At 35.0% G+C, this 26,374-nt stretch carries 23 protein-coding genes; 15 read left to right on the top strand and 8 right to left on the bottom strand.

The annotated features are described in order from the left end of the window. Positions 1–112 precede the first annotated feature (112 nt). The gene (locus tag H603_RS0115455; protein WP_026709471.1) at positions 113–775 is read left to right on the top strand and encodes a hypothetical protein; all 663 of its coding nucleotides are present in this window, start codon (positions 113–115) and stop codon (positions 773–775) included. A gap of 95 nt (positions 776–870) precedes the next feature. Here the strand turns inward: H603_RS0115455 and H603_RS0115450 are convergent, their stop codons facing one another. After that, positions 871–1,410, bottom strand: coding sequence for a lipid-binding SYLF domain-containing protein (locus tag H603_RS0115450; protein WP_026709470.1), 540 nt, complete (start codon positions 1,408–1,410; stop codon positions 871–873). Between the two features lie 436 nt (positions 1,411–1,846). Between H603_RS0115450 and H603_RS0115440 the strand changes: the two genes are divergently transcribed. Genes H603_RS0115440 through H603_RS0115430 form a run of 3 tightly spaced genes read left to right on the top strand, consistent with a single transcriptional unit; the run spans position 1,847 to position 4,752 of the window. Then, positions 1,847–3,325, top strand: a complete 1,479-nt coding sequence (locus H603_RS0115440; protein WP_084157762.1) for a serine hydrolase domain-containing protein — start codon at positions 1,847–1,849, stop codon at positions 3,323–3,325. Then, on the top strand, positions 3,325–4,200 hold the full coding sequence (locus tag H603_RS0115435; RefSeq protein ID WP_026709468.1) for an alpha/beta hydrolase family protein: 876 nt from the start codon (positions 3,325–3,327) through the stop codon (positions 4,198–4,200). Before H603_RS0115440 ends, H603_RS0115435 begins: the two co-directional genes overlap by 1 nt. 45 nt (positions 4,201–4,245) lie before the next feature. After that, positions 4,246–4,752, top strand: coding sequence for a GNAT family N-acetyltransferase (locus H603_RS0115430; RefSeq protein WP_026709467.1), 507 nt, complete (start codon positions 4,246–4,248; stop codon positions 4,750–4,752). Between the two features lie 62 nt (positions 4,753–4,814). Here the strand turns inward: H603_RS0115430 and H603_RS0115425 are convergent, their stop codons facing one another. From H603_RS0115425 to H603_RS0115415, 3 genes are all read right to left on the bottom strand, one after another. Next, a complete protein-coding gene (locus H603_RS0115425; RefSeq protein ID WP_026709466.1) occupies positions 4,815–5,198 on the bottom strand; it encodes a DUF3037 domain-containing protein in 384 nt (127 codons plus the stop codon). After that, the gene (locus tag H603_RS0115420; protein ID WP_026709465.1) at positions 5,176–5,970 is read right to left on the bottom strand and encodes a HipA family kinase; all 795 of its coding nucleotides are present in this window, start codon (positions 5,968–5,970) and stop codon (positions 5,176–5,178) included. The genes H603_RS0115425 and H603_RS0115420 overlap by 23 nt, the downstream gene beginning before the upstream one ends. 90 nt (positions 5,971–6,060) lie before the next feature. Further along, positions 6,061–6,909: an NAD(P)H-hydrate dehydratase gene (locus H603_RS0115415; protein ID WP_026709464.1), complete on the bottom strand. Its 849-nt coding sequence runs from the start codon at positions 6,907–6,909 to the stop codon at positions 6,061–6,063. A gap of 171 nt (positions 6,910–7,080) precedes the next feature. Here H603_RS0115415 and H603_RS0115410 point away from each other — a divergent pair, with 171 nt between their 5' ends. From H603_RS0115410 to H603_RS0115390, 5 genes are all read left to right on the top strand, one after another. Continuing rightward, positions 7,081–8,607 carry a S10 family peptidase gene (locus H603_RS0115410; RefSeq protein ID WP_026709463.1) on the top strand — a complete coding sequence of 509 codons (1,527 nt, stop codon included), beginning with the start codon at positions 7,081–7,083 and terminating at the stop codon, positions 8,605–8,607. A 290-nt stretch (positions 8,608–8,897) separates the two neighbouring features. Next, the gene (gene gcvT, locus H603_RS0115405; RefSeq protein WP_026709462.1) at positions 8,898–9,980 is read left to right on the top strand and encodes a glycine cleavage system aminomethyltransferase GcvT; all 1,083 of its coding nucleotides are present in this window, start codon (positions 8,898–8,900) and stop codon (positions 9,978–9,980) included. 164 nt (positions 9,981–10,144) lie between these two features. Next, positions 10,145–10,858 carry a YebC/PmpR family DNA-binding transcriptional regulator gene (locus H603_RS0115400; protein WP_026709461.1) on the top strand — a complete coding sequence of 238 codons (714 nt, stop codon included), beginning with the start codon at positions 10,145–10,147 and terminating at the stop codon, positions 10,856–10,858. Positions 10,859–10,940: 82 nt separating this feature from the next. Then, the gene (locus tag H603_RS0115395; protein WP_026709460.1) at positions 10,941–11,801 is read left to right on the top strand and encodes a DMT family transporter; all 861 of its coding nucleotides are present in this window, start codon (positions 10,941–10,943) and stop codon (positions 11,799–11,801) included. A 594-nt stretch (positions 11,802–12,395) separates the two neighbouring features. Continuing rightward, on the top strand, positions 12,396–14,471 hold the full coding sequence (locus H603_RS0115390; protein WP_026709459.1) for a hypothetical protein: 2,076 nt from the start codon (positions 12,396–12,398) through the stop codon (positions 14,469–14,471). 84 nt (positions 14,472–14,555) lie between these two features. Here H603_RS0115390 and H603_RS0115385 read toward each other — a convergent pair whose 3' ends face one another. Next, on the bottom strand, positions 14,556–15,596 hold the full coding sequence (locus H603_RS0115385) for a PLP-dependent cysteine synthase family protein (RefSeq protein ID WP_026709458.1): 1,041 nt from the start codon (positions 15,594–15,596) through the stop codon (positions 14,556–14,558). A gap of 70 nt (positions 15,597–15,666) precedes the next feature. Next, complete coding sequence (locus H603_RS0115380) at positions 15,667–17,727, bottom strand: S9 family peptidase (protein WP_026709457.1); 2,061 nt, start codon at positions 17,725–17,727, stop codon at positions 15,667–15,669. Between the two features lie 133 nt (positions 17,728–17,860). On the opposite strand from H603_RS0115380, the gene H603_RS0115375 reads away from it, so the two are divergent. Beyond that, entirely contained in the window at positions 17,861–18,181 is a 321-nt protein-coding gene (locus tag H603_RS0115375; protein ID WP_026709456.1) for a YbaB/EbfC family nucleoid-associated protein, read from the top strand. Positions 18,182–18,364: 183 nt separating this feature from the next. Here the strand turns inward: H603_RS0115375 and H603_RS0115370 are convergent, their stop codons facing one another. Beyond that, complete coding sequence (locus tag H603_RS0115370) at positions 18,365–19,390, bottom strand: threonine aldolase family protein (RefSeq protein WP_026709455.1); 1,026 nt, start codon at positions 19,388–19,390, stop codon at positions 18,365–18,367. Positions 19,391–19,479: 89 nt separating this feature from the next. Between H603_RS0115370 and prfB the strand changes: the two genes are divergently transcribed. Both prfB and H603_RS17195 read left to right on the top strand, forming a co-directional pair. Then, a protein-coding gene (gene prfB / locus H603_RS0115365; protein WP_157510459.1) for a peptide chain release factor 2 occupies positions 19,480–20,581 on the top strand; the annotation gives its coding sequence in 2 pieces (ribosomal slippage) (positions 19,480–19,542 and positions 19,544–20,581; 1,101 coding nt in all). Positions 20,582–20,677: 96 nt separating this feature from the next. Further along, on the top strand, positions 20,678–21,376 hold the full coding sequence (locus H603_RS17195) for an energy transducer TonB (protein WP_051219361.1): 699 nt from the start codon (positions 20,678–20,680) through the stop codon (positions 21,374–21,376). 41 nt (positions 21,377–21,417) lie between these two features. Here the strand turns inward: H603_RS17195 and H603_RS0115355 are convergent, their stop codons facing one another. Further along, a complete protein-coding gene (locus H603_RS0115355; RefSeq protein WP_035676193.1) occupies positions 21,418–22,329 on the bottom strand; it encodes a phospholipase A in 912 nt (303 codons plus the stop codon). 177 nt (positions 22,330–22,506) lie between these two features. Between H603_RS0115355 and lpxD the strand changes: the two genes are divergently transcribed. The 3 genes from lpxD to H603_RS0115340 all read left to right on the top strand — a co-directional run bounded on the left by lpxD (position 22,507) and on the right by H603_RS0115340 (position 26,192). Continuing rightward, complete coding sequence (lpxD, locus tag H603_RS0115350) at positions 22,507–23,505, top strand: UDP-3-O-(3-hydroxymyristoyl)glucosamine N-acyltransferase (protein WP_026709452.1); 999 nt, start codon at positions 22,507–22,509, stop codon at positions 23,503–23,505. Positions 23,506–23,659: 154 nt separating this feature from the next. Next, a complete protein-coding gene (locus H603_RS0115345; RefSeq protein ID WP_026709451.1) occupies positions 23,660–25,288 on the top strand; it encodes an acyl-CoA carboxylase subunit beta in 1,629 nt (542 codons plus the stop codon). Between the two features lie 259 nt (positions 25,289–25,547). Then, positions 25,548–26,192 carry a hypothetical protein gene (locus tag H603_RS0115340; RefSeq protein WP_026709450.1) on the top strand — a complete coding sequence of 215 codons (645 nt, stop codon included), beginning with the start codon at positions 25,548–25,550 and terminating at the stop codon, positions 26,190–26,192. Positions 26,193–26,374 lie beyond the last annotated feature (182 nt).

Here is a 26,374-nt window from a genome sequence, read left to right as displayed (position 1 = left end):
CAGTTTGTTTTATATAATTTAACGAAGTGTGTCAATCATAAAATGCTCTCTCACCAGCTAACTACTTTATATTGATTAATTTTGCGCCAAACTTTATAAAATACATAATATAATGAAAAGATTAAAATTTATCGCTCTTAGTATGGTTATGATTTCTGCTGTAAGTTGTAAGGATAACAAAAAGGAGGCTGAAGTGCCAACTCAAGAAGTGGAAACAACAGCAACTGAAAATACTGCTCCAGCTGAAGGAACTTATACTGTAATCAACGATTCTACAAAAGTAAGTTTCACAGCATACAAAACCACAGACAAAGTAGCTGTAGGCGGAATGTTTAAAGAAATAAAACTTACTGAAACTGCAGAAGGAAAAACACCTTTAGAAGCTTTAAACGGAACAAAATTTTCTATTCCTGTAGCTAGTTTATTCACAAACGAAGTAACTGGAACTAGAGACCCAAAAATTCTTAAATTCTTTTTTGGTACATTAAAGAACACAACAAATATTGAAGGAGAATTTAAAGTAGCTGCTGATAAATCTTGTTCGATTGATGTTGTTTTCAACGGTAAAACAGCAAATATTCCTATGAAATATACAAACAATGGGGACACTAGTGCCTCTTTTGATGGTGTGATGAATTTAGAAAATTGGGATGCTCTAGGCGCTTTAGCGTCAATAAATAAAGCTTGTGAAGCATTACATACTGGTAAAGATGGTGTAAGCAAAACATGGAGTGAAGTTGCTGTTCACGCAGATGTTGCTTTCAACAAAATATAATTCACCAAATATTACGCATTAAATAAGGGACTCATTAATTAATGAGTCCCTTTTTTTAATTATATAGAAAGGCAGTATTGCCTTAATTATTTATATTACATTTTGTTGTAATTGAATTTTTGTCCACCTACTGAAGCTTCATACATTAATCCACCTTTTTGCATAGTAAAAACCATTACACCATCAGTATATTTTACATTAGCAGAGGCTCCTTCTGTTGCAGCTACTGCTGATGCTTGTGCTGAAAATTCAAAACGACTTTCTTTAAAACGATCTAACTGAGCTTGTGATTCAAAGAAAATTACTTCGCGATATGCTTGCCCACCTGCTTGGAAACCAATACTAAGTTGTGACAATTTTGCCATACCCACCATAGATCCACCTTCATAAACCACACCATTACCTGCAGCCGCTCCTACTCCTAGACCACCTTTACCTACATTAGGGAAGATTACATATCCTGCAGCACTATCAAATAGATTTGCCATTAGCGCATCGCTTTTTACAAACTCCATCTTAGCCATTTTACTGTCTTCAATAATTTTAGTTTTCTTAGCTTCAGATTGAGCGAAAACTGCTGTAGTGTTGATTGCAAAAGCTACCACAACTAACATGATCATATTTACTTTTTTCATAATAATATTATTTTAAATAATTAATTGTTTTATTACCTCAAAGATAAAACATTTCCCATTTATCGGCACAAACTAACTGTATAACAATGTTATAACATTGTAATCGCAAGTTATATTATAATCATTTATCCGCCTTCAACTCTTTAATTACCTTCATTTTACAGATTTTAAGATTGGTTTTAAAATTAGTATTAAGTGGCACTTTTACCATTTTATTAAATTTCTTTTTCGAAAATGTAAATAAGAAAAGTAGTACTTAAACAAAATCTTATATATTTGGTCTAGGTAGAAGCCAATAATACTATATTTTGCAGTTGTTAGCACAAGTCAAATGCTGATAACGAATCAGACAGTGATCATGCATGTCGCTTTAAATATAGTATCATGTTTAATTACCGCAGTTGCACTTAACTACTAAAAAATTAAAATACTTACAATGAAGATAATTAAAACGCCCTTTAGAATAAAAAAAATATCCGGTTTCGCGATCTTGTGTTTACTTCTTTCTACTGCAAACGGATTCTCGCAAACTAAAGCAGAAAAAATTGATCAACTAATGACCAAATACCATGAGTACAATCAATTCAATGGAACACTATTAGTAGCTGAGAACGGCGCTACGATTTATAAAAAAGGATTTGGCTTGGCTAATATGGAATGGGATATGCCCAACCAGGTGAATACTGTTTTTAGGATTGGTTCTGTTACAAAGCAATTTACATCGATGCTTATAATGCAACTCGTCGCTCAAGACAAATTAAAATTAGATGTACCTATTAGTTCCTACCTTCCTGATTATCCTAAAAACACTGGTGCTATTATCACAGTACACCATCTATTAACACATACTTCTGGAATTCCTAATTACACGTCATTTTCTAATTTCCAAAAAGAGATCGCTAATCATTCTTACACAACTGATGATTTTGTAAAACTTTTTATGAATAGACCGCTTGACTTTAATCCGGGCGAGCGATTAGCGTACAGCAATTCTGGATATTTTTTATTGGGACATATTATCGAAAAAATTACCGGTAAAACTTACGGGCAGTGCTTAAAAGAATCTATACTTGATCCCTTACAAATGACTTATACAGCTTATGACCAAAATGATCACATTGTCAAAAACCGCGCTTCGGGTTATGAGAAAGACTTTGACGGATTTAAGAAAGCTTTATTTACTGATATGTCTGTTCCTTTTTCCGCAGGCGGAATGTACACTACTGTAGAAGATCTACAACTTTGGGACCAAGCTTTATACACGGATAAATTACTAACTAAAAAATTCAAAGATTCCCTCTTTAATACTTACGCTACTTTTCGAAATATAAAATACGGCTACGGATGGTTTATTAGAGAAATCTCCAATCTTAAAGAACAACCTCTCAAAGTTGTTGAGCATGGCGGTGGTATCGAAGGCTTTAATAGTTTAATTTCGAGAATACCGGAGGATAAAAATTTAATTCTGTTATTAAATAATACAGGCAATACCGTTCTAGAAGAAATTAGTACTGCAATTCGAGCTATCTTATATGACAAACCCTATAAGTTACCTCAACCTTCCCTAGCGACTACTGTTTTAAATTTACTTCATAAAAATGATATTGAAACTGCTTTTACCAAATTAGAAGCGTTAAAAAAAGTGGATACTTATGCAATAGTAGAATCAGATCTTAATGATGCTGGTTATCAGCTATTACAAGATGGAAAAATAAAACAAGCTATAGCCGTATTTAAAATTAATACTGCTAATTTTGATACATCAAGCAATGTATTTGATAGCTTAGCAGAAGCATATGTTGCCGACAAAAACACAAAGGCGGCAATTGAGAATTACAAAAAAGCGGTTCAATTAAACCCTAGCAATGTTCATGCTAAGGAAGAACTAGCCAAATTACAAAACATCAAAAAATAATGCACGAACCACTTTTTAATGTAGGGAGTACTAGTATCAAAATCACCGATAGTAAAAACGAACTTTCTTTTCCCGTATTGCTACATTACCCTACAATAGAGGCTAGTAAAATGACGAATTTTGGTCCTTTTATAATCGATGTTGCTGTAGATGCTACAATAGTAAATAGTCAATTTCCATTGGTCATCATCTCGCATGGTAACAGTGGTTCTCAATATCTTTATAGAACTATTAGCACATATCTAGCTGCTCGTGGTTACATTGTGGCGATGCCGGAACACTATGGTAATAATCGAATAGATAACTCACTTTCAAAAAGCGTTAAAAATTTGGAATACCGACCGCAGCACATAAGTTTAACCATTGACCAGCTATTACATCAATCTCATTTAAAGCAACAAATTGATGCTACTAAAATAGCAGTGATTGGACATTCCTTTGGAGGTTATACTGCTCTAGCCGTTGCAGGCGGCAAAGCTTATTCAATGCAAGGCGAAGCGATTGCAACTCAAAAAGACGATCGCATTAAAGCCATCGTTGTTATGGCACCTGCAGCAGGATATTTCAGTCCGATTGCTGCATTGAGTCAAGTCACTGTTCCTATTTTGTTATACATCGCCACCGAGGATAAATATACTCCAAAACAGTGGACTGCGGATGTGATTTTAAATGGCGTTCCCAATCCAGAATTAATTCGCTTACGCGAAATCAAAAATGCAGGACACTTCTCTTTTATTAGTCCGTTTCCTGATGCCATGAAGAGACCTGATTTTCTACCTGCAACTGATCCCGAAGGTTTTGACAGAGTTGCTTTTCATAAGCAACTAGCTGATGCCATTTTTCAATTTTTAAACAGCCATTTGGTTACTGCTTAAAAATTAAAATCTATTTTTACTATCAAGAAACACCATTAAATTATAATGATTACATCTGCAAAAATCGAAGATACTACTGGATTAACACTATTAATAAACTCAGCTTACCGAGGAGAAACCTCAAAAAAAGGATGGACCACTGAAGCCACAATTTTAGAAGGAAGCCGAACAAACAAAACCGAAATACTAGAGATTATAAAAGATTCCAAACAAAATTTATTAAAATTTACTGATGACAAAACGATTCTAGGCTGTGTTCTTTTAATCGAAAAAGAAAGCAAACTATACTTAGGGATGCTTACGGTATCTCCAGAATTACAAAATAGCGGCATTGGTAAAAAACTATTGGCTGCAGCCGAAGATCATGCTAACCAACTCAGATTAAAGAGAATCGTAATGACTGTAATTTCGATCAGGAAAGAATTAATCGAATGGTATGAACGCCATGGTTATCAAGATACAGGAGAGCGAGAAGCATTTCCAGTAAGCGATATACATATTCCTATTGTCGACGAGCAATTAGAATTTATGGTATTAGAAAAAGGATTATAATAAAATAGGTGATACACACAACGGTATCACCTATCTCATTTTTATCCTATGCTACTATGAAATTACAAAACCAATTCGGTAAACAAGCGCTCTATGGTTTGATCAAGATCATCACACATTCCTGGATGTGGTCTTGAAGATTGAATTACCGAACTTCGTAAAGCCGTTAACCATCTAAAACGTGACGGAATATCCATCATAGCGATAGGTCCACCATCTTTAGTACCATGAGCCACTTTTTCGAAAGCATATATATTTGCTTGAATTTGCTCGACATCGGCTTCTGATGATAAAGCTAGAATCTTTTCAAGCGGCACCATGTGTTTCACCTTTATAAATTTGGATTTTTTACAAAAAAGTATAATCCCTACATTCAGGAATTCTTCGCGTTCTACCCTAGGCACAACCCGAATTACAGCATACTCATATAAGTTTTTCTCTTGCATTTTTTGCTTCGTTTATAAAAATTTCTGAATGATTTAATCGAGTCGTCAAGAACTGTAAATAGATAGCTCGCAACTCTTCTGCTGTTGCATCTACATCTTCCCATTGCAACCAATCTATTGGGATTAAGGCTACAATTCCAGTTAAAACCTCTGGACTTAGAAGCTTTTTAAATGCAGTATCCGTCGCATCAAGCTCTGATGCTTGTGGCAATAAAACGTGATCTTTAATAAGTGCAAACGGACTCTGAGCATGTTTCTCCCAGTTCGTCCAAGAGTGATGAAAGTATAAACTCGCCCCGTGATCGATTAACCATAATTCTTTATGCCAAATCAACATATTGGTATTTCGAAACGTTCTATCAACATTGGTGATATAAGCGTCAAGCCATACTATTTGCGAAGCTAAAACTGGATCCACTTTTGTAACTACCGGATCAAAATTAATAGCTCCTGATAGAAAATGCAAAGCCAAATTCATTCCTTGACTTCCTTGCAACAAATCCTGAATCTCCTCATCGGCTTCGGTTCTACCAAAAGCTTCATCAAGATTTGCAAAAACTAATTCGGGCATTCTCATTCCAAGGACACGGGCAATTTCGCCCCCAATTAATTCTGCTATCAAGGCTTTAACACCATGACCGGCTCCTCTAAATTTGAGGACATATTTAAAATCGTCATCGGCTTCCGCCAAAGCAGGCAGTGAACCGCCCTCGCGCAAAGGCGTGATATACCGTGTAACATTCACGGTTCGAAGATTAAAGTTCGTTTTCATATTCGGGTTTTACTAAGCTACAAACTTACAAATTTGTAAAGTGGAATTCGTTAAATAAAACCTATTTACTGTTGTAGGAATCACTACTTGCTACTCATTTTCTATCGTTAGGAATGCTTTGCCTAAATAGTTTATAATATCGGAAGCAATAAAGGCATGATGCCCCGTTTTAAGTAAGGCGATATCTGCCGTTAAACCATGAAGGTACACTCCTAAAATTGCTGCAGTAATAGGTTCGTAAGACTGCGCAACAAGACTAGTTATGATTCCAGTTAGTACATCTCCACTTCCTGCAGTTGCTAGTGCCGCGTTACCTGTGCTATTTTTATAGACTGCATCTCCATTAATCACAACAGTAGGAGCGCCTTTCATCACAACGATTACATGATATTGCTTACTAAAAGCCTTTGTTTTATTTAATTTCTCTTCGTCAGAATTCCATTTTCCAGTCAAGCGTTCTAACTCTTTAGGATGTGGCGTAAGAATGGTTTTAGGTTGTAAAAGTGACAACCAATTTTTATTAATGGACAGAATATTTAAAGCATCGGCATCAAGAATTAGCGGAACTCTATTGCTCTTCAGAAACTGATGCAAAGCATCTTGAGTAATTTTTCCTTGTCCTAAACCAGGTCCTATAGCGATAGCTTGTGGTTTGATATCAAAATCTATATTCGAAATAAAAGTCTCCTCTACATCTGTGAGTGTCATGATTTCGGGATTTGAAATTTGGAGGATTTGATAACCACATTTAGGTACAAAAGCAGTTACCAGTCCACTACCCGATTTCAGGCAAGCTTTTGATGCTAATACTGCTGCTCCTATTTTACCGTAGCTTCCTGCAACAATCAAAGCGTGTCCTTGCGTGCCTTTGTGCGCCTTGGAGTCGATGGGTTTGTATCGTTTTGTTATTTCGCTTTTAGTGATATGTAGCATATTCATTTTCTAATTAGTTTCTTTAAAAATACTAATAATAAATTGAAACGAAAATCAAAACTACAAGAATCCTATCCTATCCGCTGGTGATATCAGATCTGAATTTGGCATCTCTTTTTTTTATTAACCTAAAAAAGAATACTTTAGTAAGATTAAATCAAACCTTAAAATGTACCAATGAAAAAAACATTATTTTCACTATTGTTACTAGTAGCTATTAATCAATCTAATGCACAAGAACCAACTGTAAAACCAAAAGAGATAGCGAAGGAAAATTCAGGAGCTTCTAATCTTGTTTTTAATCCGGATCAAAGTACCGTTACTAATCACGTAACTACTATCAGAGGCACAAAAGTTCCTTACAAAGCGACGACCGGCACCATGCCAGTTTGGGACGAGGACGGAAAAGCGATTGCAGGATTGTTCTATACCTATTACGAGCGCACCGATGTGAAGGACCGTGACTCTCGCCCTCTTGTGATTTCGTTTAATGGTGGTCCTGGATCTGCATCGGTATGGATGCATATTGCTTACACGGGACCAAAATTACTCAATATTGACGACGAAGGCTATCCTGTACAGCCATACGGAATTAAAGAAAATCCATATTCCATATTAGATGTAGCCGATATTGTTTTTGTGAACCCCGTAAATACTGGGTATTCAAGAGCAACAAGTAAGGACATTCCAAAAGAAAAATTCTTTGGTGTAAATGCTGACATCAAATATTTAGCCGATTGGATTGGTTCTTTTGTAACGCGATCAAATCGTTGGGCTTCGCCTAAATATCTTATAGGTGAGAGTTATGGAACCACCCGCGTCTCTGGGCTTGCACTAGAATTGCAAAATAGCGAATGGATGTACCTGAATGGTGTGATTTTAGTTTCTCCAACTACCCTAGGAATTACTCGTGGTGTCGCTGCAGATGCCGCATTGAAATTACCTTATTTTGCTGCTACAGCTTGGTTTCATAAAAAACTCCCTAGCGATTTACAAGCAAAAGACTTGACCGCTCTGTTACCCGAGATAGAAGATTTTACTATTAATGAATTATTACCTGCCATTAGTAAAGGGAGTTCGCTAGACAATGAAAAAAAGAAAGAAATAGCAGCAAGAATTGCACGCTACTCTGGCCTATCTGAAAAAGTAGTTTTACAAAACAATCTTGACGTGCCTTTTAATTATTTCTGGAAAGAATTATTGCGTGATGAAGGCTTCACGGTAGGAAGGCTCGATTCTCGTTACAAAGGAATTGACAGAAAAGATGCTGGTGATGGTCCTGATTTTAATGCAGAATTGACTTCGTGGCTGCACTCCTTTACTCCAGCTATCAATATGTATCTTCGCAACGAACTCAATTATAAAACAGATTTTAAATACAATATGTTTGGTCCTGTTCATCCATGGGACAGATCTGGTGATGAAACAGCCGAAAATTTAAGACAGGCTATGGCACAAAATCCGTATTTGAATTTAATGGTACAATCAGGCTACTATGACGGAGCTTGTGATTACTTTAATGCCAAATATAATTTGTGGCAAATGGATCCCAGCGGTAAATTAAAGGAACGCATTTCTTGGAAAGGGTACCGAAGCGGACATATGATGTACTTGCGAAAACAAGATTTAGAATCCGCCAATGAGGATATCAGAACATTTATAAAAAACTCCCTACCTAAAGCTGGTGCACCAGCCAAATATTAAGCCGAGCTTGTTTCAAAAGAAGCTATAGTAAAGAAAGACAAATCAAAAAACGTATTTTAGTCTGTCTTTTTTTTTTTCGAAAATTACTCTGATTTCAAAACAATGTCTAGGAGTTCACAAAGTCCCTAGCCCAGATAGCAGTGGAAATCCTTTTACTTTTTTCTTAAAAAGTAAAAGATTGAAACGGATAGCTGGAAATAGCTCCTAAATACTATTGAATTTACATATTTGATACCTTTAATATGATAATTTTTCAATAAATTAGCGACTTCAAATTTTATACACAAACGATGAAAAATACTGCGCTTACGCACATACACGAAAGTTTGGGAGCTAAAATGCTTCCTTTTGCTGGATACAATATGCCAATTACCTATGAAGGGATTAATGCTGAACATGAAACGGTACGTAGCGACGTGGGAGTTTTTGATGTTTCGCACATGGGAGAATTCTTACTTTCGGGTCCTAATGCTTTGGCTTTGATCCAAAAAGTAACTTCTAATGATGCATCAGTTTTAACGGTTGGTAGAGCGCAATATTCTTGTTTACCTAACAATGACGGTGGTGTTGTGGATGATTTAATTATCTATAAAATGAAGGAAGAAGAGTATTTACTAGTCGTAAATGCTTCGAACATTGAAAAAGACTGGAACTGGATTTCGTCTCACAACGATTTAGGTGTTGACATGAAAGACCTTTCTGAAGAGTACTCTTTGTTAGCAATCCAAGGACCAAAAGCAGTAGAAGCAATGCAATCCCTATCATCTATTGATTTGAGCGCGATTAAATACTACCATTTTGAAGTAGCTGATTTTGCTGGAATTGATGATGTAATTATTTCTGCGACGGGTTATACAGGTTCAGGTGGTTTCGAAATCTACTGTAAAAACAGTGATGCTGAGGTGATTTGGAATAAAGTTTTTGAGGCTGGAGCAGCTTTTGGAATCAAACCAATTGGTCTGGCTGCAAGAGATACATTGCGTTTAGAAATGGGTTTTTGTTTGTACGGAAATGATATTAGCGACACTACGTCGCCGCTTGAAGCAGGTTTAGGATGGATTACTAAATTCAATAAAGAATTTACGAATTCTGAAAACTTGAAAAAGCAAAAAGAAGCAGGTGTTTCTAGAAAACTAGTGGCCTTTGAAATGCAAGAACGCGCGGTACCAAGACACGATTATGAAATCGTAGATGGAGCTGGAGCAGTAATTGGTATCGTAACCTCGGGAACAATGTCACCTTCAATGAATAAAGGAATTGGTTTGGGTTACGTTACTATTGACAATAGCGCTCTTGAAAGCGATATTTATATTAGAATACGTAAAAAAGATGTTGCTGCTAAGGTGGTAAAATTACCTTTTTACAAAAAGTAAGACGAAATAGTTAAGTGATTGAGTTGTCAAACGACTGCACTTTTAGAGAATGAAATAGTTTGCTAACTATAAAGCTTGTTTTAAAATTACAGACAAACAGCAAATCGTTTTAAAAATAGCGGAATAATTGTATTTTTGCACCGCATTAAAAATAAAAATCAGAAATGGGAAGAGCGTTTGAATTCAGAAAAGGTAGAAAAATGAAACGTTGGTCAGCAATGGCTAAGGCATTTACCAGAATTGGAAAAGACATTGTAATGGCCGTTAAGGAAGGTGGACCAAATCCTGATGCCAATTCAAGATTAAGAGCCGTTATTCAAAACTCTAAGGCAGCAAACATGCCTAAGGAGAATGTAGAGCGTGCTATTAAAAAAGCCACCGATAAAGATACAGCTAACTATAAAGAAGTTTTATTTGAAGGCTATGCACCTCACGGAATTGCTATTCTTGTAGAAACTGCTACTGATAATAACAATAGAACAGTTGCTAATGTTAGGAGTTATTTTAACAAATGTAACGGTACTATGGGAACGCAAGGTTCAGTAGAATTCATGTTTGATCATACTTGCAATTTTAGAGTTCCTGCCGAAGGACTTGATGCTGAAGAGTTAGAATTAGAATTAATCGATTTTGGTGCTGAAGAAGTTTTTGAAGATGAAGACGGGATTTTAATCTACGCTCCTTTTGCAAGTTTTGGAACAATCCAAAAAGAATTAGAGAATCGTAATCTTGAAATCTTATCTTCTGGATTCGAAAGAATTCCTCAAATTACTAAAGCTGTGACTGAGGCTGAAATGGCTGACGTTGAAAAACTGATTGAAAAATTAGAAGAGGATGATGACGTGATGAACGTGTATCATACTATGGAAGAGGCATAAACTTCATTACATTTATATATAAAACTCCAGCTACGGCTGGAGTTTTTTTTGTGTTAACAACAATGTATTCAAAATTACAACTATGTTATTTCTTATATTAAGTATTCTTTGTAGCGTTACTGTGGGTATTATTTTTAAAGTAGGCCGAAAACAAAATCTCAACATTAGCCAAGTTGTAGCTTGGAATTATGTGATGGCTTTGATTCTATGTTATTTCTTTTTTAGTCCAGATTTAGAGGCTATAAATGCTACAGCGCCTTGGCAAATTTACATTCCGTTAGGGATATTATTGCCTACTATCTTTTTATTTCTAGCCGCTTCGATAAAGCATATGGGAATCGTAAAAACAGATGCAGCCCAGCGCTTATCACTATTCATACCAATCGTTGCAGCCTGGTTTTTATTTGGTGAGGAATTTAGTAAAATAAAGCTCTTAGCATTTTTAATCGCGCTTCCTGCCCTAGTATTAATTCTATCTAAAAAGACAGATAACCAAAACGGAAAATGGCTGTATCCAGCAGTAGTTTTGGTAGGTTTTGGAGCAATCGATATTTTGTTTAAACAAATCGCTTTGGCGACAAGCCTCCCTTTCACCACCTCTATATTCATCACTTTTGGGATTTCGTTAGTTGTTATTCTAATTTATGTGATTTATGAGGCATCCATTAAAAAAGTGTCTTTTAAAAGTAGCAATCTATATTTTGGCTTGTTAGTTGGTTTATTCAATTTTGGTAATATATTGTTTTACTTAAAAGCGCATCAGGCTTTCGCCAAAAATCCATCGACAGTATTTGCTGCAATGAACATGGGAGTTATTGTAATAGGGAGTTTGGTAGGCGTTTTGATCTTTAAAGAAAAGCTGAATTCTAAAAACTATGTAGGACTTGCATTTGCACTTCTTGCAATTGTACTAATAACCTATTCTCAAATGATGGTTGTTTAAGCTTTAGTGCGTATGTAATACTATAAAAGCAAAAATTAAAAGATTGTTATTGTAGCTTTTTTCTCAAGTATTTGTTTTGTTCGATTTTTGCAATCAATCACTTTAGAACTGCGTATCTCAACTTTATTTTTTGCGTATAAATTATACTGTACATTATTTAAAAAATGCACTATCGCTAGTGTCAAAAGCCTTTAGAACACTACTCTAAAACATTTATTTTCTACATCGCTACAAGTTCCTTATATTTGCCTGATTTTTGCTTTTCTAAATTGGGATAAAACCGAGATTTAGTAATGGCTTTTTTTCTTTTTATGACTTGTTTTTATAATTGATTCGAGCTGATAATATATAGAAATTTGGACGCTACAATAGCATTAGAAATATTAAAAAATTACATCCATTTTGTAGTTTAACATGTTGGTATAGAGGTGACTTTGTTTTTACTATTCATTAGATCATACTATTCACATAAACAGTTTTCATTAACTGCAGTCGTATTTTAGATAATTTACGAAACAAACAAGAAAGTCAATACGCAGCAATAATACGCTTGAAAGAAAAACGTTCTCACGAACGCATAAATTTATAATACCTATGACAAACAATATTTTAATTGAGAATCAATACAACAGAACCAGTTTATTTGAAAAAGAGAATGTAAATTATTTGGTTCGCATATTAAAACGTTTTAATACGGTACCTAAAATAAATAATGTTAACATTATTACCTCAACTACGCAACCTACAATATTTAAAATTGTTCCTAACAAATCAATTATTATAGGTACTGCTTTTTTAGACAAACCCATCTTAGCGCTATTGTATTTGCGATATGGTATTGAGTGGCAATTGTGGTACAAAGCGCTTGATCACGAAAAAAAGGATACGGTTCTTTGTGATATAGCAGCGCTAGAGGTTATTAAAATATTTTACAATTTATTACCAAAAGACGATAAAGAAAAATTAGAAGATCTAGATTTTCTTCTTATAAATTTAATAAAAGAAGCTAACAAATCTGCCACACCAAAAACTTTAGGGAATACTGAATTGCAGTCTTTTCATGGATTACAAAGTACAAGCACGGAATTAAAAGAGTCATGGAAAGCCATTGTCGAAAACTTAGCAAAACCTACCGAATATTTATTAATGTCTGGTGGGGATTTGAGATTGAATATTGATGAAATTCATCTTTTAAATAAATACGGCTGTCGCCCGTTCCCCAGGCCTGATGCTTTTACTTTTGCTTCTTCAACTGCTTCTAGTGTATCAAACTTTGCATTTGATAAAACAGACAAAGTGAGAAGTATCTTGATTAGAAATAGCCTTAAAAATGGTTTCAAAGAGAGTACTATTGCTTTCTCTGAATTGCTAAAGACTAATTTAAGAAAAAACTTTAAGTTGAATGAAGAGTGTGAGATCATTTTCTCTCCTTCTGGAACTGACTCCTCTTTACAAATTGCTGCAATCACACAGATCATGTCTAATGACGAAATCACGCACATACTTGTGGCTTCTGACGAGACTGGAAGCGGTGTTGCTGCTGCATTAAAAGGATGTCATTTTGAAAACACAACAGCATTGAATTTCCCAATTAAAAAAGGAGAGCAAATCGAAGGATTTAGAGATGTAGATGTAATTAAGGTTCCTTTTAGAGATGAAAACGGAGATTTAAAGTCGGCTAAACAATTGGATGACGAAGTTTTTAATGCCGTTTTAAAAACCAAAGAACTTGGTAGACATGTAGTATTGCACACCATGGACCAGTCTAAACTAGGATATCAAGCACCTAGCGACGAATTCATTAAAAAATTAAATACTCTTAAGGATTTATCAATGCAAATTATTGTTGACGGATCACAACTAAGATTAGATCCTAAAGACATACAACATTATTTAAACAAAGGATACATTGTAACTATTACTGGAAGTAAGTTTTTTACTGGACCTCCATACTGTGGCGCTTTAATACTGCCAAAGAATGTAAGTAATTCAATCCAATCTTCAAAAAATGTATTACCAGCAGGCTTAACGCAGTACTACAACCACTCTGACTGGCCTAGTACTTGGGAATGCTCAAAAGCACTTTCTGATGGCTACAATTACGGTTCGTATATGCGCTGGAATGCTGCAGTTGTCGAGATGGATCGTTATTACAAAACACCAGTTTTATACCGTAACATGGGAATCGAAATGTTTTGCAACTTTGTTGAAGACTCGATTAAAGAAGCTTCATTTTTACAACCAATTTACGCTGACGAAGCTAAAACTAAAAGCTACAATAGCAAAGCATTCGGAATAAGAAACATCCGTACTATTTTCCCATTCTTTATCTTGGATAATGAAACCGCTTTACCACTAGAAAAAGTTAAAAAATTATATACTTTATTGAACTCTGATTTGTCAGATGAATTTGCTGATTCTTCATTAGAAATTATTCGTCTTGCTGCTCAAAAATGCCATATTGGTCAAGCGGTAAACGTAAAATATTCTAACGAAATTGAAAGTGCGATTTTAAGAATTAGTTTGGGATCACGAGTTATCTCTGAAAGTTGGGTAAATAGAGACATCAGTTTATTCTTTAGAAATATTGAATTACAAATGAGCCAAATCACCATTACTATCAAGAAAATCGAATTGATTTTAAGCCGCCCAGAATTATTAGAAGACTAAATTACCTACCCATTTTACATAAAAAAGTCCCATTTACAAATTTGTAAATGGGACTTTTTCTATTGGTCAAATAACGTAATTTTATTACTTGATCATTTCGATTTTTTGAACATCTTCCTCATTGACACTATCAAAAAATCCTTGTTCGTTCATCCAGTCATCACTATATACTTTACTCATATACCTTGAGCCATGATCCGGGAAGATCGCTATTACATTACTAGTAGCGTTAAACTCTCCCGCTTCTGCATATTGTTTAATCGCTTGCATTACCGCTCCAGAAGTATAACCTACAAATAAGCCTTCTTTACGTGTGATTTCTCTTGCTGTGTGTGCGCTTTCTTCATCGGTTACTTTCATGAATTTATCAATCATGTCAAAATCTGTAGCAGATGGAATCAAGTTTTTCCCAAGGCCTTCTATTCGATAAGGATAGATTTCGTCATAATCAAACTCTCTCGTTTCATGGTACTTTTTTAATACAGAACCAAAGGCATCTACACCCAAAATTTTAATCTCGGGATTTTGCTCCTTTAAATACTTTGCTGTTCCAGAGATTGTGCCTCCCGTGCCGCTACAAGCTACCAAATGTGTGATTTTACCGTTGGTTTGTTTCCAAATTTCTGGTCCTGTCGAATTGTAATGTGCGTCAATATTCAACTGATTGAAATACTGATTAATATAAACAGAACCTTTCGTTTCTTCGTGAAGTCTCTTGGCTACATTATAGTAAGAACGTTCATCATCTGCAGCTACGTGCGCAGGGCAAACGTACACCTTTGCGCCCAAGCTTCGTAACATATCAATCTTATCCTTTGATGATTTTGAACTTACTGCAAGAATGCAACTATATCCCTTAATGATACTCACCATAGCTAGACTAAAACCAGTGTTTCCAGATGTTGTCTCGATGATGGTATCTCCGGGTGACAAAATTCCTTTTCTCTCAGCCTCCTCAATTATATATAATGCAATTCTGTCTTTTGATGAATGCCCTGGATTAAAAGCTTCTACTTTTGCAAAGAAATTACCCTCTAACTTTTCAGTGACTTTATTTAGTTTTATAAGGGGTGTATTCCCTATTAATTCTAAGACATTATTGTAAGCATTTATTTCCTCTTTCATAAAAAAACGGTTAAAAAAGGTTGATTTTACAAACCTTGATAGCTCTCAAATTTAACTAAAAAATCTCTAATTAATTTGTAATTCTCTCTAAATCTAACAAAAAGCTAAATTCTTTTGCCAATTCTTTCAATGCTTCAAATCTTCCTGATGCACCACCATGTCCTGCATCCATATTTGTATCTAAATACAAGACAGTATCATCTTTTTTTAATGTTCGCATCTTGGCAACCCATTTTGCAGGTTCCCAGTACTGTACTTGCGAATCATGTAAACCAGTAGAAACATAGATATTAGGATATTTCTTCTCCTTTAAATTATCATAAGGAGAATAAGACTTCATATATTTATAATACTTTTTAACGTTAGGATTCCCCCACTCGTCATACTCCCCTGTCGTCAAAGGAATCGAATCGTCAAGCATTGTAGTCACAACATCCACAAATGGAACTTGTGCAATAATACCATTGTACAATTGAGGCGCCATATTGATAATTGCTCCCATCAATAATCCACCTGCAGAACCACCTTCGGCATACAAATGCTTAGCAGAGGTGTATTTGTGCTCAATAACATATTTTGAGCAATCAATAAAATCAGTGAAGGTATTTTTCTTTTTAGCTAATTTACCTCCTTCATACCAAGGTCTCCCTAGATCTTCCCCTCCACGAATATGAGCGATGACATAAATAAAGCCTCTGTCTAGCAACGACAGTCTTGTGGTCGAAAAATAAGCATCCATAGAATGACCATAAGAACCGTAAGCATACAACAATAAAGGATTATCTCCCGTTTTTTGCATGTCTTTATGATATACCATCGACATAGGGATTTTAGTTCCGTCTTTGGCTGTAGCCCAAACTCTCTCTTCGATATAATTATTTTTGTCAAAAGAACCACCTAAAACCTCTTGCTCCTTTTTAACTTCTTTCTCCTTAGTCTTCATATTAAAGTCAATTAAAGAGGAAGGCGTAGCCATTGATTGGTAACCGTATCGCAAAATATCAGTATCAAAATCGACATTTGCGGTTGTGTATGCAGTATAGGTTTCGCTCTCAAATGGTAGAAAGTATTCCATGTCCCCATTCCAAGGCATGATTCTAATGCGGTTGAGACCATTACTACGTTCAGAAACTACTAAGAAATCCTTGAAAATATCAATATCCTCAAGTAAAACATCCTCACGGTGCATGATCACTTCTTCCCAATATTTTCTATTGGTTAACTTCTCTGTTGTTTTCATCAACTTGAAGTTGGTTGCCTTATCCTTATTAGTTACGATATAAAAATAGCCACCGTAATACGAAATACTATATTCTAACCCGCGCACTCTTTTTTGGAACACTTTAAATTTTCCGTCAGGTTTGTCAGCTAGTAATGTTCTAAATTCGGTTGTTAATGTACTAGATGAACTTATTAAAATATATTTTCTAGATTTCTCTTTTCCTACAGCAACATCAAAGGTGTCGTCTTCTTCAAAATAAACTAATACATCTGTCTCAGTTGCTGTACCTAGAACGTGCTTTAATACTTTATCAGATCGCAACGTTTTTGGGTCTTGATTGGTATAAAACATGGTTTTATTATCGTTAGCCCAAGTAGAATTTCCAGTGGTGCTTTCGATCTTATCAATTAAAATTTCGCCAGTAGTCAAATTTTTAACGTGCAGTGTATAAATTCTTCTACCAACAGTGTCTACTGCGTAAGCGGCCAATTGATTATCATTGCTAATGCTCAATCCGCTTAATTGGAAATACTTGTGGCCTATAGCCAACTCATTGCAATCAAACATGATTTCTTCAGGAGCGTCTAGACTAGTTTTTTTTCGAGAATAAATAGGGTAATCTTTTCCTTTTTCGAATCTAGTAATGTAATAATAGCCATTGTATAAATAAGGAACAGATTCATCATCTTCCTTGATGCGGGCTTTCATTTCTTCAAATAAATCTTTTTGAAAATCCTTAGTATGAGCAGTCATCGCCTCATAATATTCATTTTCTTTATTTAAATATTCGATTACCTCAGGATCTTCGCGCTCTTTTAACCAGAAATAATTATCGGTTCTAATGTCTCCAAATTTCTCAAGGACTGTAGGGATCACCTTTGCAATAGGTGGCTGTATATTTTTTATCATTTTTTGTACTTAGTAATTTTTACAAAAATAACACAATCGCCATAGAGTACACAAAAGCTTTTGATGTTATTTACTATTGCTTATTGCGTTAAAAACTGTAATTTCGTATTCAATAACTTTAAAAAGAGCAAAAATGGATTTAATGGGAATGATGGGTAAATTAAAAGAAACCCAAAATAAAATTGAAGAAACAAAAAAGCGTTTAGATTCTGTTCTTGTTGATGAGCAAAGTACTGACGGATTATTAAAGATAACGATGACAGCAAATAGAAAAGTAAAATCTATGACTATTGCTGACGAACTATTAGAAGACAAAGAGCAACTTGAAGATTACCTTATATTAGTAATGAATAAAGCAATCGAAAAAGCATCTAAAGTAAACGATGCTGAACTTGATGCTGTTGCAAAAATGGACATGCCAATGATTCCAGGAATGGAAAACATGTTTAAATAAGGAGAAAATCATATTGAATCAGCAATTTTCGTTGGCTTTACCAATAAAAAGTTGCTTTGGCTTAAAGCCAAAATAAATATGCCACAATTTAAAAGAATCTACAGCATAATCTGTACCTTTTTCTTTTAAATTGTGGCATTTATTTTTATAGTTGGTGCTACTAAAATTAAAAAAAACAATAGTTTACAACTCTAATTTATTTAATGTTTCAAGAACATAAGTATGCATCACTTCTCTATAATCTAGATGGGTAACCATTCTTAACTTCCCTTGCCCCATAGAGCTAATTGAAATATTTTTTTGCTTTAATTTTTCAATCAAGTGCTTTTCACTGTAATTGCTTTTAATTGTAAAGATTAAAATATTAGTTTCTACCGGTTCTACCCTAGCAACCCATTCTCTTTTATTTAAAATTCCTGCAATTTCCTTTGCTCTACGGTGATCTTCAGCAAGACGTGTAATGTTATTATCTAAAGCATATAATCCTGCAGCAGCTAGATAACCCACTTGTCGCATACCTCCACCTAAAATTTTACGAATGCGTAACGCACGGTGAATGGTCTTTTTATCTCCTAATAATACAGACCCAATAGGCGCACCCAATCCCTTAGACAAACACACTGATATCGTATCAAAGATTTCTCCATAGGATTTCGGATTTTGCTTTTTGGCGATTAAAGCATTCCAGATGCGAGCGCCATCAAGGTGAAACTTTAGATTGTTTGCATCACAAACAGCTTTGATCTTTTGTAAGTCTTCTAACTCGTAACAGGCACCACCCCCTTTATTTGTTGTATTCTCGACGCAAACTAAACTCGTTAAAGGACTGTGATAGAATTCAGGATCGTTGATTGCTCCAGCTACCTGCTCTGCAGTAATCATCCCGCGATCTCCGTCAAGTAATGAAAAAGAAACACCACTATTAAAGGACGCCCCACCACCTTCATAAAGGTAAACGTGCGCATATTTATCAGCAATAATTTGTTCGCCTGGTTGTGTATGTAATTTCAACGCTGCTTGATTTGCCATAGTTCCTGACGGGAAAAAAAGTCCCGCTTCCATGCCAAAAAGTTGTGCTATAGTATCCTCTAATTCTATTACAGTAGGATCTTGTTTGTATACGTCATCGCCTACTTCGGCATTGAACATATACTGTAACATTTCGTATGTAGGCTTAGTAATCGTATCGCTAACTAAATTTATTTCCATATAGCCATTTTATATTTATTTAAAAAGACAAGTCGGTACTTGCCTCTTCTTAAATTTTATTATTTTTGTCCAACAAAATTACACAATTTATGACAACTACCGAACAAATTAAAGGTATTGTAGAGCGCCTTGGTGCGTTGAGGAGGTATCTTTGACGTTGATGCCAAATTAATCGAAATTTCTAACGAGGAAGAAAAGACTTTTGCCCCTGATTTCTGGAATAACGCCAAGGAAGCAGAGGTTATTGTAAAGAATCTTCGAAACAAGAAAAAATGGATTGAAGACTACGATAAAGCTGTCGAGATGACAGATGAATTGCAACTTGCCTATGAATTTTATAGGGAGGGAGAATACACAAATGAAGAGCTAGAAGCGCAATATGATGCAACCGAAAAACATATTGATGCTATCGAATTTAAAAACATGCTTTCTGACGAAGGAGATACGCTTAGTGCAGTAGTCCAAATTACAGCTGGTGCCGGTGGGACCGAAAGTTGTGACTGGGCATCAATGCTAATGCGCATGTACATGATGTGGGGTGAAAAATACGGTTACAAAATCAAAGAGCTAAATTTTCAAAAAGGAGATGCTGCCGGAATTAAAACGGTAACACTTGAATTTGAAGGAGATTATTCTTTTGGGTACCTAAAAGGTGAAAATGGAGTACACAGACTAGTGCGTATTTCCCCTTTTGATAGTAACGCTAAACGTCACACCTCATTTGCATCTGTTTATGTGTATCCTTTAGTAGACGATAGTATCGAAATTGATATTAATCCTGCTGATATCGAAATCACAACTTCGCGCTCTAGTGGAGCTGGAGGTCAAAACGTGAATAAAGTTGAAACTAAGGTACAGTTGTTCCATAAACCTACTGGAATTCAGATTCAATGTTCAGAGACGCGATCACAACAAGACAATAGACAACGTGCTATGCAAATGCTACGTTCGCAATTGTATGAGATTGAATTAAAAAAGCAGTTAGCACAACGTGCCGATATTGAAGCCGGAAAAATGAAAATTGAATGGGGTTCGCAAATACGAAATTATGTCATGCAACCTTACAAATTAGTAAAAGACGTGCGTACAGGCTACGAAAGCAGCAATGTTGATGGCGTAATGAATGGTGAAATAGATGAGTTTTTAAAAGCTTATTTAATGATGATGGGGCAACGAGACGAAGAGGAATAGTATTATTTTACTGTTAACATCTAATCCTACAGATAAAAACTTATTTTTCTGTAGGATTTTTTGCTTACATTCGCAAAAAAAATCACCTTACACAACATGAAAAATTGTATTCTATTAGCATTTCTCTTTCTCTCATTAACATTTAACGCACAAGAGAAAATCTATTTTACAAAAGATTTTAAAGAAGTAAAATCTGCTGATCTCGCGACGTATTACAGTACTTACGAAGATATTGACGGAGGTACTCAAAGAACCACTTACAACATTGATGGTACGCTTAAAAATAGTGCGCAGTTTTCGAATATGAAAAGAAACATACGCAATGGAACTGCAAAAAGCTGGTATAAAAACGGAAGCATTGAAACTGTTAGCTTCTATGTTAAAAATAAACTTCAAGGACTTCAAACGCGATATTATGAAAATGGCCAAATAAAGCGCACTGAAAATTTTGATAAGAATGAATTTGTTGATGGAAAATGCTTCGATGAAGATGGTAGCGAAATTACCTTTTTTCCTTACTATGAAAAACCTGAATTCCCAGGAGGTACCAAGGAATTTTACAAATATATAGCCCAGTCATTTAAAATGCCCAATGGTGCTAAAGGAACAATTAAAGTAAAATTTGTTGTTCAGGCTGATGGTAAATTACGCGAATTTGAAATATTAGAAGGGCTCAACTACGATATGAATGTTGAAGTTTTGAGAGTTTTACATAGCAGTCCAGCTTGGACCCCTGGTAAAGTCGATGGAGAGATTGCTGATATCAGTTATAGTATACCTATTACAATTAAATAAAAAATTCCCCTTTACACTACAAAATGTAAAGGGGATTTTTTTTATAGCCATTCGATTAACGAAATACCTAATCCAATTGTTGTTTGTTTATTATTGTAATCAATTAACGTTTCGCCATATCCATTAGAAATCAATAAATGCCCTTTTAAATTGTCTTTTATTGGGTATGAGTATGAAAAGGTAGCACTTCCTTTTGACCTTGAATTAAAATGTAAATTGTGGTTTCCTTTAAATGAAAATATGTGACCGTTTTGACCATAAATAACATTTATATCACCATATCCTAAATACTCTGCAATATCTGGATTATCATCTTTAGTCGCTTTCATTCTCAACCAAGGTCTAACATAAACAGTCCAACGATCCTTTTCAAATCCAGCGTGAAAAATTACTCTATTCCAACTTCGTGATAGCGGCAAACTTTTACCATTCGATTCATGCGTAAATGACACTCCCGCCATTTTCATTTTAAATCCTAATAAATTTACATTTACAGGAAAATTCAAAATAATTTCTGGCTCATAATTTATTTCTCTAAAAGGGCGTGATAAACTATTATTATAAATTTGCCAATGCGAGACTTGCGTATAGGCGATCCACAAATCCCCGTGTCCCCAAAAAATGTCCTGCATTACTTTAGTCTTAAAACTAATTTGAAAACGAGATTCGATGTTATTGTAATTCAATCCATCCTGCGAAATATAATCATCGCTAGGATTTCCAGAAACTGGCTTTTCATTGGGATTACTAGACCATCTTGTAGGTAAAATATAAATAGGTTTATAAGGCGTGATTAAAAAAGTGCCCCTAGTAACTGTAGAGTCTAACTCCCATCGCTCCGTCATGTTGCGAAACTGAGATTTGTTATTAAATAAAGCTTGAATTTGGGATTGCCCCATTAAAGGCGTCAGCACTATTAGTAAAAGGATGATTCTAGATAGAAGTAGTTTCATTGCTATAGGATTAGCTGGCAAAAATAATTAAATTTAAAATGTTAATTTTACCTCATTATGGTAAAAAGTTATAATAATATCATCTAAAATTAGTTAAAGCCATTACTAATATTAGGAAGTATGCACCTAAATCATTTTATTTGATGCTTATTAATCTTTTATACTAACAAACATTTAATGAAATCATATTCTGTAAACGAACTCAACGAAATCCTTAACGGCGTTGTTGTCGGACATACTTCTCACCTAATCACAGCCCCTGAACAATTAGAAGTTGCCACGGAAACTGAAATATCATTTATTGGTAATAGAAAATATGAAAAACAATGGCTAGATTCTAAAGCATCTGTTGCAGTAGTGAACGAGGATATCACAATTGAACCGGGTGAAAACAGAGCTTTTATAAAAGTTAAAAATGCCGACTTGGCGATGACGCAAATACTAAATTTATTTGCTCCTCCTGCCCCATTATTTAGTTCAGCTATTCACCCCACTGCGGTAGTGGATATGAGTGCTTACATTGCTAATGGAGCAAAGATAGGCGCTGGATCTTACATAGGACCTAACGTAAAAATTGGAGAAAACACGATTATATACCCCAATGTTACCATCTTAGATGATTGTACTGTTGGAGAAAATACAATAATATGGTCTGGAGCAGTGATTAGAGAGCGTTGCCACATAGGTAATGACTGTATCATTCACCCCAATGCTACAATTGGAGCTGACGGATTCGGATTTAGCCCTTGCGCTGAAAGAGGATTAGTAAAAATCCCGCAAATAGGAAATGTAATCATTGGTAACAATGTTGAAATCGGGGCTAACTCATGCGTAGATCGAGGAAAATTTAGTTCAACAGTTGTAGGTGATGGTTGCAAAATTGATAACTTAGTTCAAATAGGACACAATAGTAAATTGGGCCGTTTTTGTATTATGGCAGGAAACAGCGGTCTTGCAGGTTCGGTGACACTTGGTGATGGTGTAATCATTGGTGGTAGTGCGTCAATAAAAGACCACACAAAAATAGGTAGCGGTGCTATCGTAGGAGCAGGTTCTGGTGTTACAGGTGATGTCGCTGCTGGAAAAACAATGTTAGGCTATCCTGCTGTCGAAGCTAGAGATGCGCTCAAACAATGGGCTATTTTAAAGCGACTAGTTAACGATTCTAAGAAATAATCAATCACAATTTATCATATTCATAAAAAAAGACAGTTTGCATGCCGTTTTTTTAATTTTATATCGAAAAATATTTACAATCCATCGAAAATAATAAATATTATTTCGATGGATTTTGTATTTTAGCACGAACTATTTATAACACTATTACAACATGGATTTAAACTTCAATAAGAACGAAGATCACAATAAACTCTTATTATCACAATTAAAGCACAATCTATCTAAAGTAAAATTAGGTGGTGGTGAAAAAAGAATTGAAAAATTGCATGCCGAAGGAAAGATGACCGCAAGAGAACGCATTGCGTATCTTCTTGATCCTAACACAAAAGCAATCGAAATAGGTGCTTTTGTAGGTGAAGGAATGTACAAAGAACATGGTGGATGTCCTTCTGGTGGAGTTGTTGTAAAAATAGGATATATAAAAGGTAAACAATGTGTCGTTGTTGCAAATGACGCTACTGTAAAAGCAGGAGCTTGGTTTCCTATCACAGCCAAAAAGAATCTAAGAGCACAAGAAATAGCCATGGAAAACCGCCTGCCTATCATTTATTTAGTAGATAGCGCAGGAGTGTATTTGCCTTTACAAGACGAAATTTTCCCTGACAAAGAGCACTTTGGAAGAATATTTAGAAACAACGCACAAATGAGTAGCATGGGAATTACACAAATTTCTGCTATTATGGGAAGCTGCGTTGCTGGTGGTGCCTACTTACCCATCATGAGTGACGAAGCTATTATTGTGGAAGGCACAGGAAGTATTTTTCTTGCTGGAAGCTATTTAGTAAAAGCGGCTATTGGTGAGAGTATCGATAATGAAACCTTAGGTGGAGCGACGACACATTGCGAGATCTCAGGTGTTACAGATTATAAAGCTAAGGACGACAAAGACGCCTTAGACAAGATAAAAAATATCGTTGAAAAAATTGGGGACTACAATAAAGCTGGTTTCAGCCGAATTAAATCTGAAAAACCGAAATTAGACGAGAAAGAATTATACGGAGTGCTGCCTAAAGCACGTAACGAACAGTATGACATGATGGAAATCATTAATCGTATGGTTGACAACTCAGAGTTTGAAGCTTATAAAGATGGTTACGGTCAAACAATTATTACAGGATATGCACGCATCGACGGTTGGGCTGTAGGTATTGTAGCCAACCAAAGAAAGGTTGTAAAAACAAAGAAAGGCGAAATGCAATTTGGAGGTGTTATCTATTCTGATAGTGCAGACAAAGCGACTCGCTTCATAGCAAATTGCAATCAGAAAAAGATACCTCTTGTGTTCGTTCAAGATGTTACCGGATTTATGGTGGGATCTAAATCTGAGCAAGGTGGAATAATTAAAGACGGTGCAAAAATGGTAAATGCTGTAAGTAATTCAGTCGTTCCTAAATTCACGGTTATCGTAGGAAATTCTTATGGTGCTGGAAATTATGCCATGTGTGGAAAAGCATACGATCCACGTTTAATTTTTGCTTGGCCAAGTGCCGAACTTGCCGTAATGGGCGGAACTCAAGCTGCTAAGGTATTGGCACAAATCGAAGCATCATCGTTAAAGAAAAGTGGTGAAGTGGTAGACGAGGCTAAGGAAGCGGCTCTTTTTGCTAAAATAAAAGCACGTTATGACGAACAAGTATCTCCATATTATGCTGCCTCCCGCCTTTGGACAGATGCTATCATCGATCCTTTAGATACCAGAACTTGGATTTCAATGGGTATCGAAGCAGCAAACCACGCCCCAATCGAGAAACAATTTAATCTAGGAGTGATCCAGGTTTAATAGTTACACTTTCAAATTTTGGAGCAATTTACTCCAATTTTCATAATAACTTATGTCCCGCTATCCGCTGTATCTTCTTGTTTTAAACAACAAGAAGGATGCCGCTGCTATCGGGGCTATTTTTTTACGATTGTATTTTCATAAGTACTTCTACTACAGTATTAACTTGCAAACAGATATTTTGGTTTGGGATTTAATATTATATTTATTGTTATTAGAAAAGAGATTTATCTGATTAGAATCTAATAAAAACAAAATAATGAAAATAACAATTCGCTACTTAATCAAGTTTGGAGAAGAACAAAACATAAAAAAGTTGTTTTACCAAGGAGAGGTCTTTATGAATACAATAAAAAGCTTTAAAAAATCTACAAGAATAGCTATTGGTGATAAATATGAAGGAACTATTAGTTTAAAAAATTTCAATAAAGGGCAACTAACTTTAGAAAAATTTGGAGAACCTTTAAATCTTAAGATTAATAAGTTACAATTGCTAGAAAATAGCGATGATCATTTAGGAAATATTTTTTGCAGTTATGCATTAACTGACAAGCTATTAGTAAATAAAGATAAACATACTATAGACTCTAGGGTAAATAATTTTGGTTCTCATTGTATAATCATCAAAGATGTAGATAAATTTTTGAAAGCAATTTTTTGTCAGCTTGATAAAAATAATATTGCTTATTCACATAATTTAGTCAAATACCATGATTATAAAAAAAATGATCACATATTAAGCTTATTTGACAAATCGCATCATTTCTCCTACCAAAAAGAACATCGAATAATTGCCACTACTGATTCAGAAAAACCGATAGTATTACACATAGGGTCACTGGAAGACTACGCTGAAATTCATGAGACAGAATTTTTAGTGAAAAATTCAATTTTCTCAAAATAAAGCCTGACTGGTAATAACTTTAATTTTTGGTAAACTTTTGAGTCACGTTTTTATTTTTAAATATTTGCTAAGTTTCAAATAATCAAATCACCATTACAAAGTAAAAACATAGCATTAGTTTCTAATTGCAATTCAATTGCGATTGTTAGCGAGCGCTTAACTTCTTTTTTACTAACTTAACA

The organism is Flavobacterium frigidarium DSM 17623, assembly GCF_000425505.1.
GTDB lineage: Bacteria > Bacteroidota > Bacteroidia > Flavobacteriales > Flavobacteriaceae > Flavobacterium > Flavobacterium frigidarium.
Note: the sequence above shows the minus strand (reverse complement) of the source record. Positions and strands in the feature narration are given on the sequence as shown.

Bases quoted from the DNA above. Each gene is read 5' to 3' on its own strand.
- H603_RS0115380 (WP_026709457.1), bottom strand. From the start codon at position 17,727: ATGATAAAAAATATACAGCCACCTATTGCAAAGGTGATCCCTACAGTC.
- H603_RS0115355 (WP_035676193.1), bottom strand. From the start codon at position 22,329: ATGAAACTACTTCTATCTAGAATCATCCTTTTACTAATAGTGCTGACG.
- H603_RS0115425 (WP_026709466.1), bottom strand. From the start codon at position 5,198: ATGCAAGAGAAAAACTTATATGAGTATGCTGTAATTCGGGTTGTGCCT.
- H603_RS0115390 (WP_026709459.1), top strand. From the start codon at position 12,396: ATGACAAACAATATTTTAATTGAGAATCAATACAACAGAACCAGTTTA.
- H603_RS0115385 (WP_026709458.1), bottom strand. From the start codon at position 15,596: ATGAAAGAGGAAATAAATGCTTACAATAATGTCTTAGAATTAATAGGG.
- H603_RS0115375 (WP_026709456.1), top strand. From the start codon at position 17,861: ATGGATTTAATGGGAATGATGGGTAAATTAAAAGAAACCCAAAATAAA.
- H603_RS0115455 (WP_026709471.1), top strand. From the start codon at position 113: ATGAAAAGATTAAAATTTATCGCTCTTAGTATGGTTATGATTTCTGCT.
- H603_RS17195 (WP_051219361.1), top strand. From the start codon at position 20,678: ATGAAAAATTGTATTCTATTAGCATTTCTCTTTCTCTCATTAACATTT.
- gcvT (WP_026709462.1), top strand. From the start codon at position 8,898: ATGAAAAATACTGCGCTTACGCACATACACGAAAGTTTGGGAGCTAAA.
- H603_RS0115415 (WP_026709464.1), bottom strand. From the start codon at position 6,909: ATGAATATGCTACATATCACTAAAAGCGAAATAACAAAACGATACAAA.
- H603_RS0115450 (WP_026709470.1), bottom strand. From the start codon at position 1,410: ATGAAAAAAGTAAATATGATCATGTTAGTTGTGGTAGCTTTTGCAATC.
- H603_RS0115370 (WP_026709455.1), bottom strand. From the start codon at position 19,390: ATGGAAATAAATTTAGTTAGCGATACGATTACTAAGCCTACATACGAA.
- H603_RS0115340 (WP_026709450.1), top strand. From the start codon at position 25,548: ATGAAAATAACAATTCGCTACTTAATCAAGTTTGGAGAAGAACAAAAC.
- H603_RS0115420 (WP_026709465.1), bottom strand. From the start codon at position 5,970: ATGAAAACGAACTTTAATCTTCGAACCGTGAATGTTACACGGTATATC.
- H603_RS0115435 (WP_026709468.1), top strand. From the start codon at position 3,325: ATGCACGAACCACTTTTTAATGTAGGGAGTACTAGTATCAAAATCACC.
- H603_RS0115400 (WP_026709461.1), top strand. From the start codon at position 10,145: ATGGGAAGAGCGTTTGAATTCAGAAAAGGTAGAAAAATGAAACGTTGG.
- lpxD (WP_026709452.1), top strand. From the start codon at position 22,507: ATGAAATCATATTCTGTAAACGAACTCAACGAAATCCTTAACGGCGTT.
- H603_RS0115410 (WP_026709463.1), top strand. From the start codon at position 7,081: ATGAAAAAAACATTATTTTCACTATTGTTACTAGTAGCTATTAATCAA.
- H603_RS0115440 (WP_084157762.1), top strand. From the start codon at position 1,847: ATGAAGATAATTAAAACGCCCTTTAGAATAAAAAAAATATCCGGTTTC.
- H603_RS0115430 (WP_026709467.1), top strand. From the start codon at position 4,246: ATGATTACATCTGCAAAAATCGAAGATACTACTGGATTAACACTATTA.
- H603_RS0115395 (WP_026709460.1), top strand. From the start codon at position 10,941: ATGTTATTTCTTATATTAAGTATTCTTTGTAGCGTTACTGTGGGTATT.
- H603_RS0115345 (WP_026709451.1), top strand. From the start codon at position 23,660: ATGGATTTAAACTTCAATAAGAACGAAGATCACAATAAACTCTTATTA.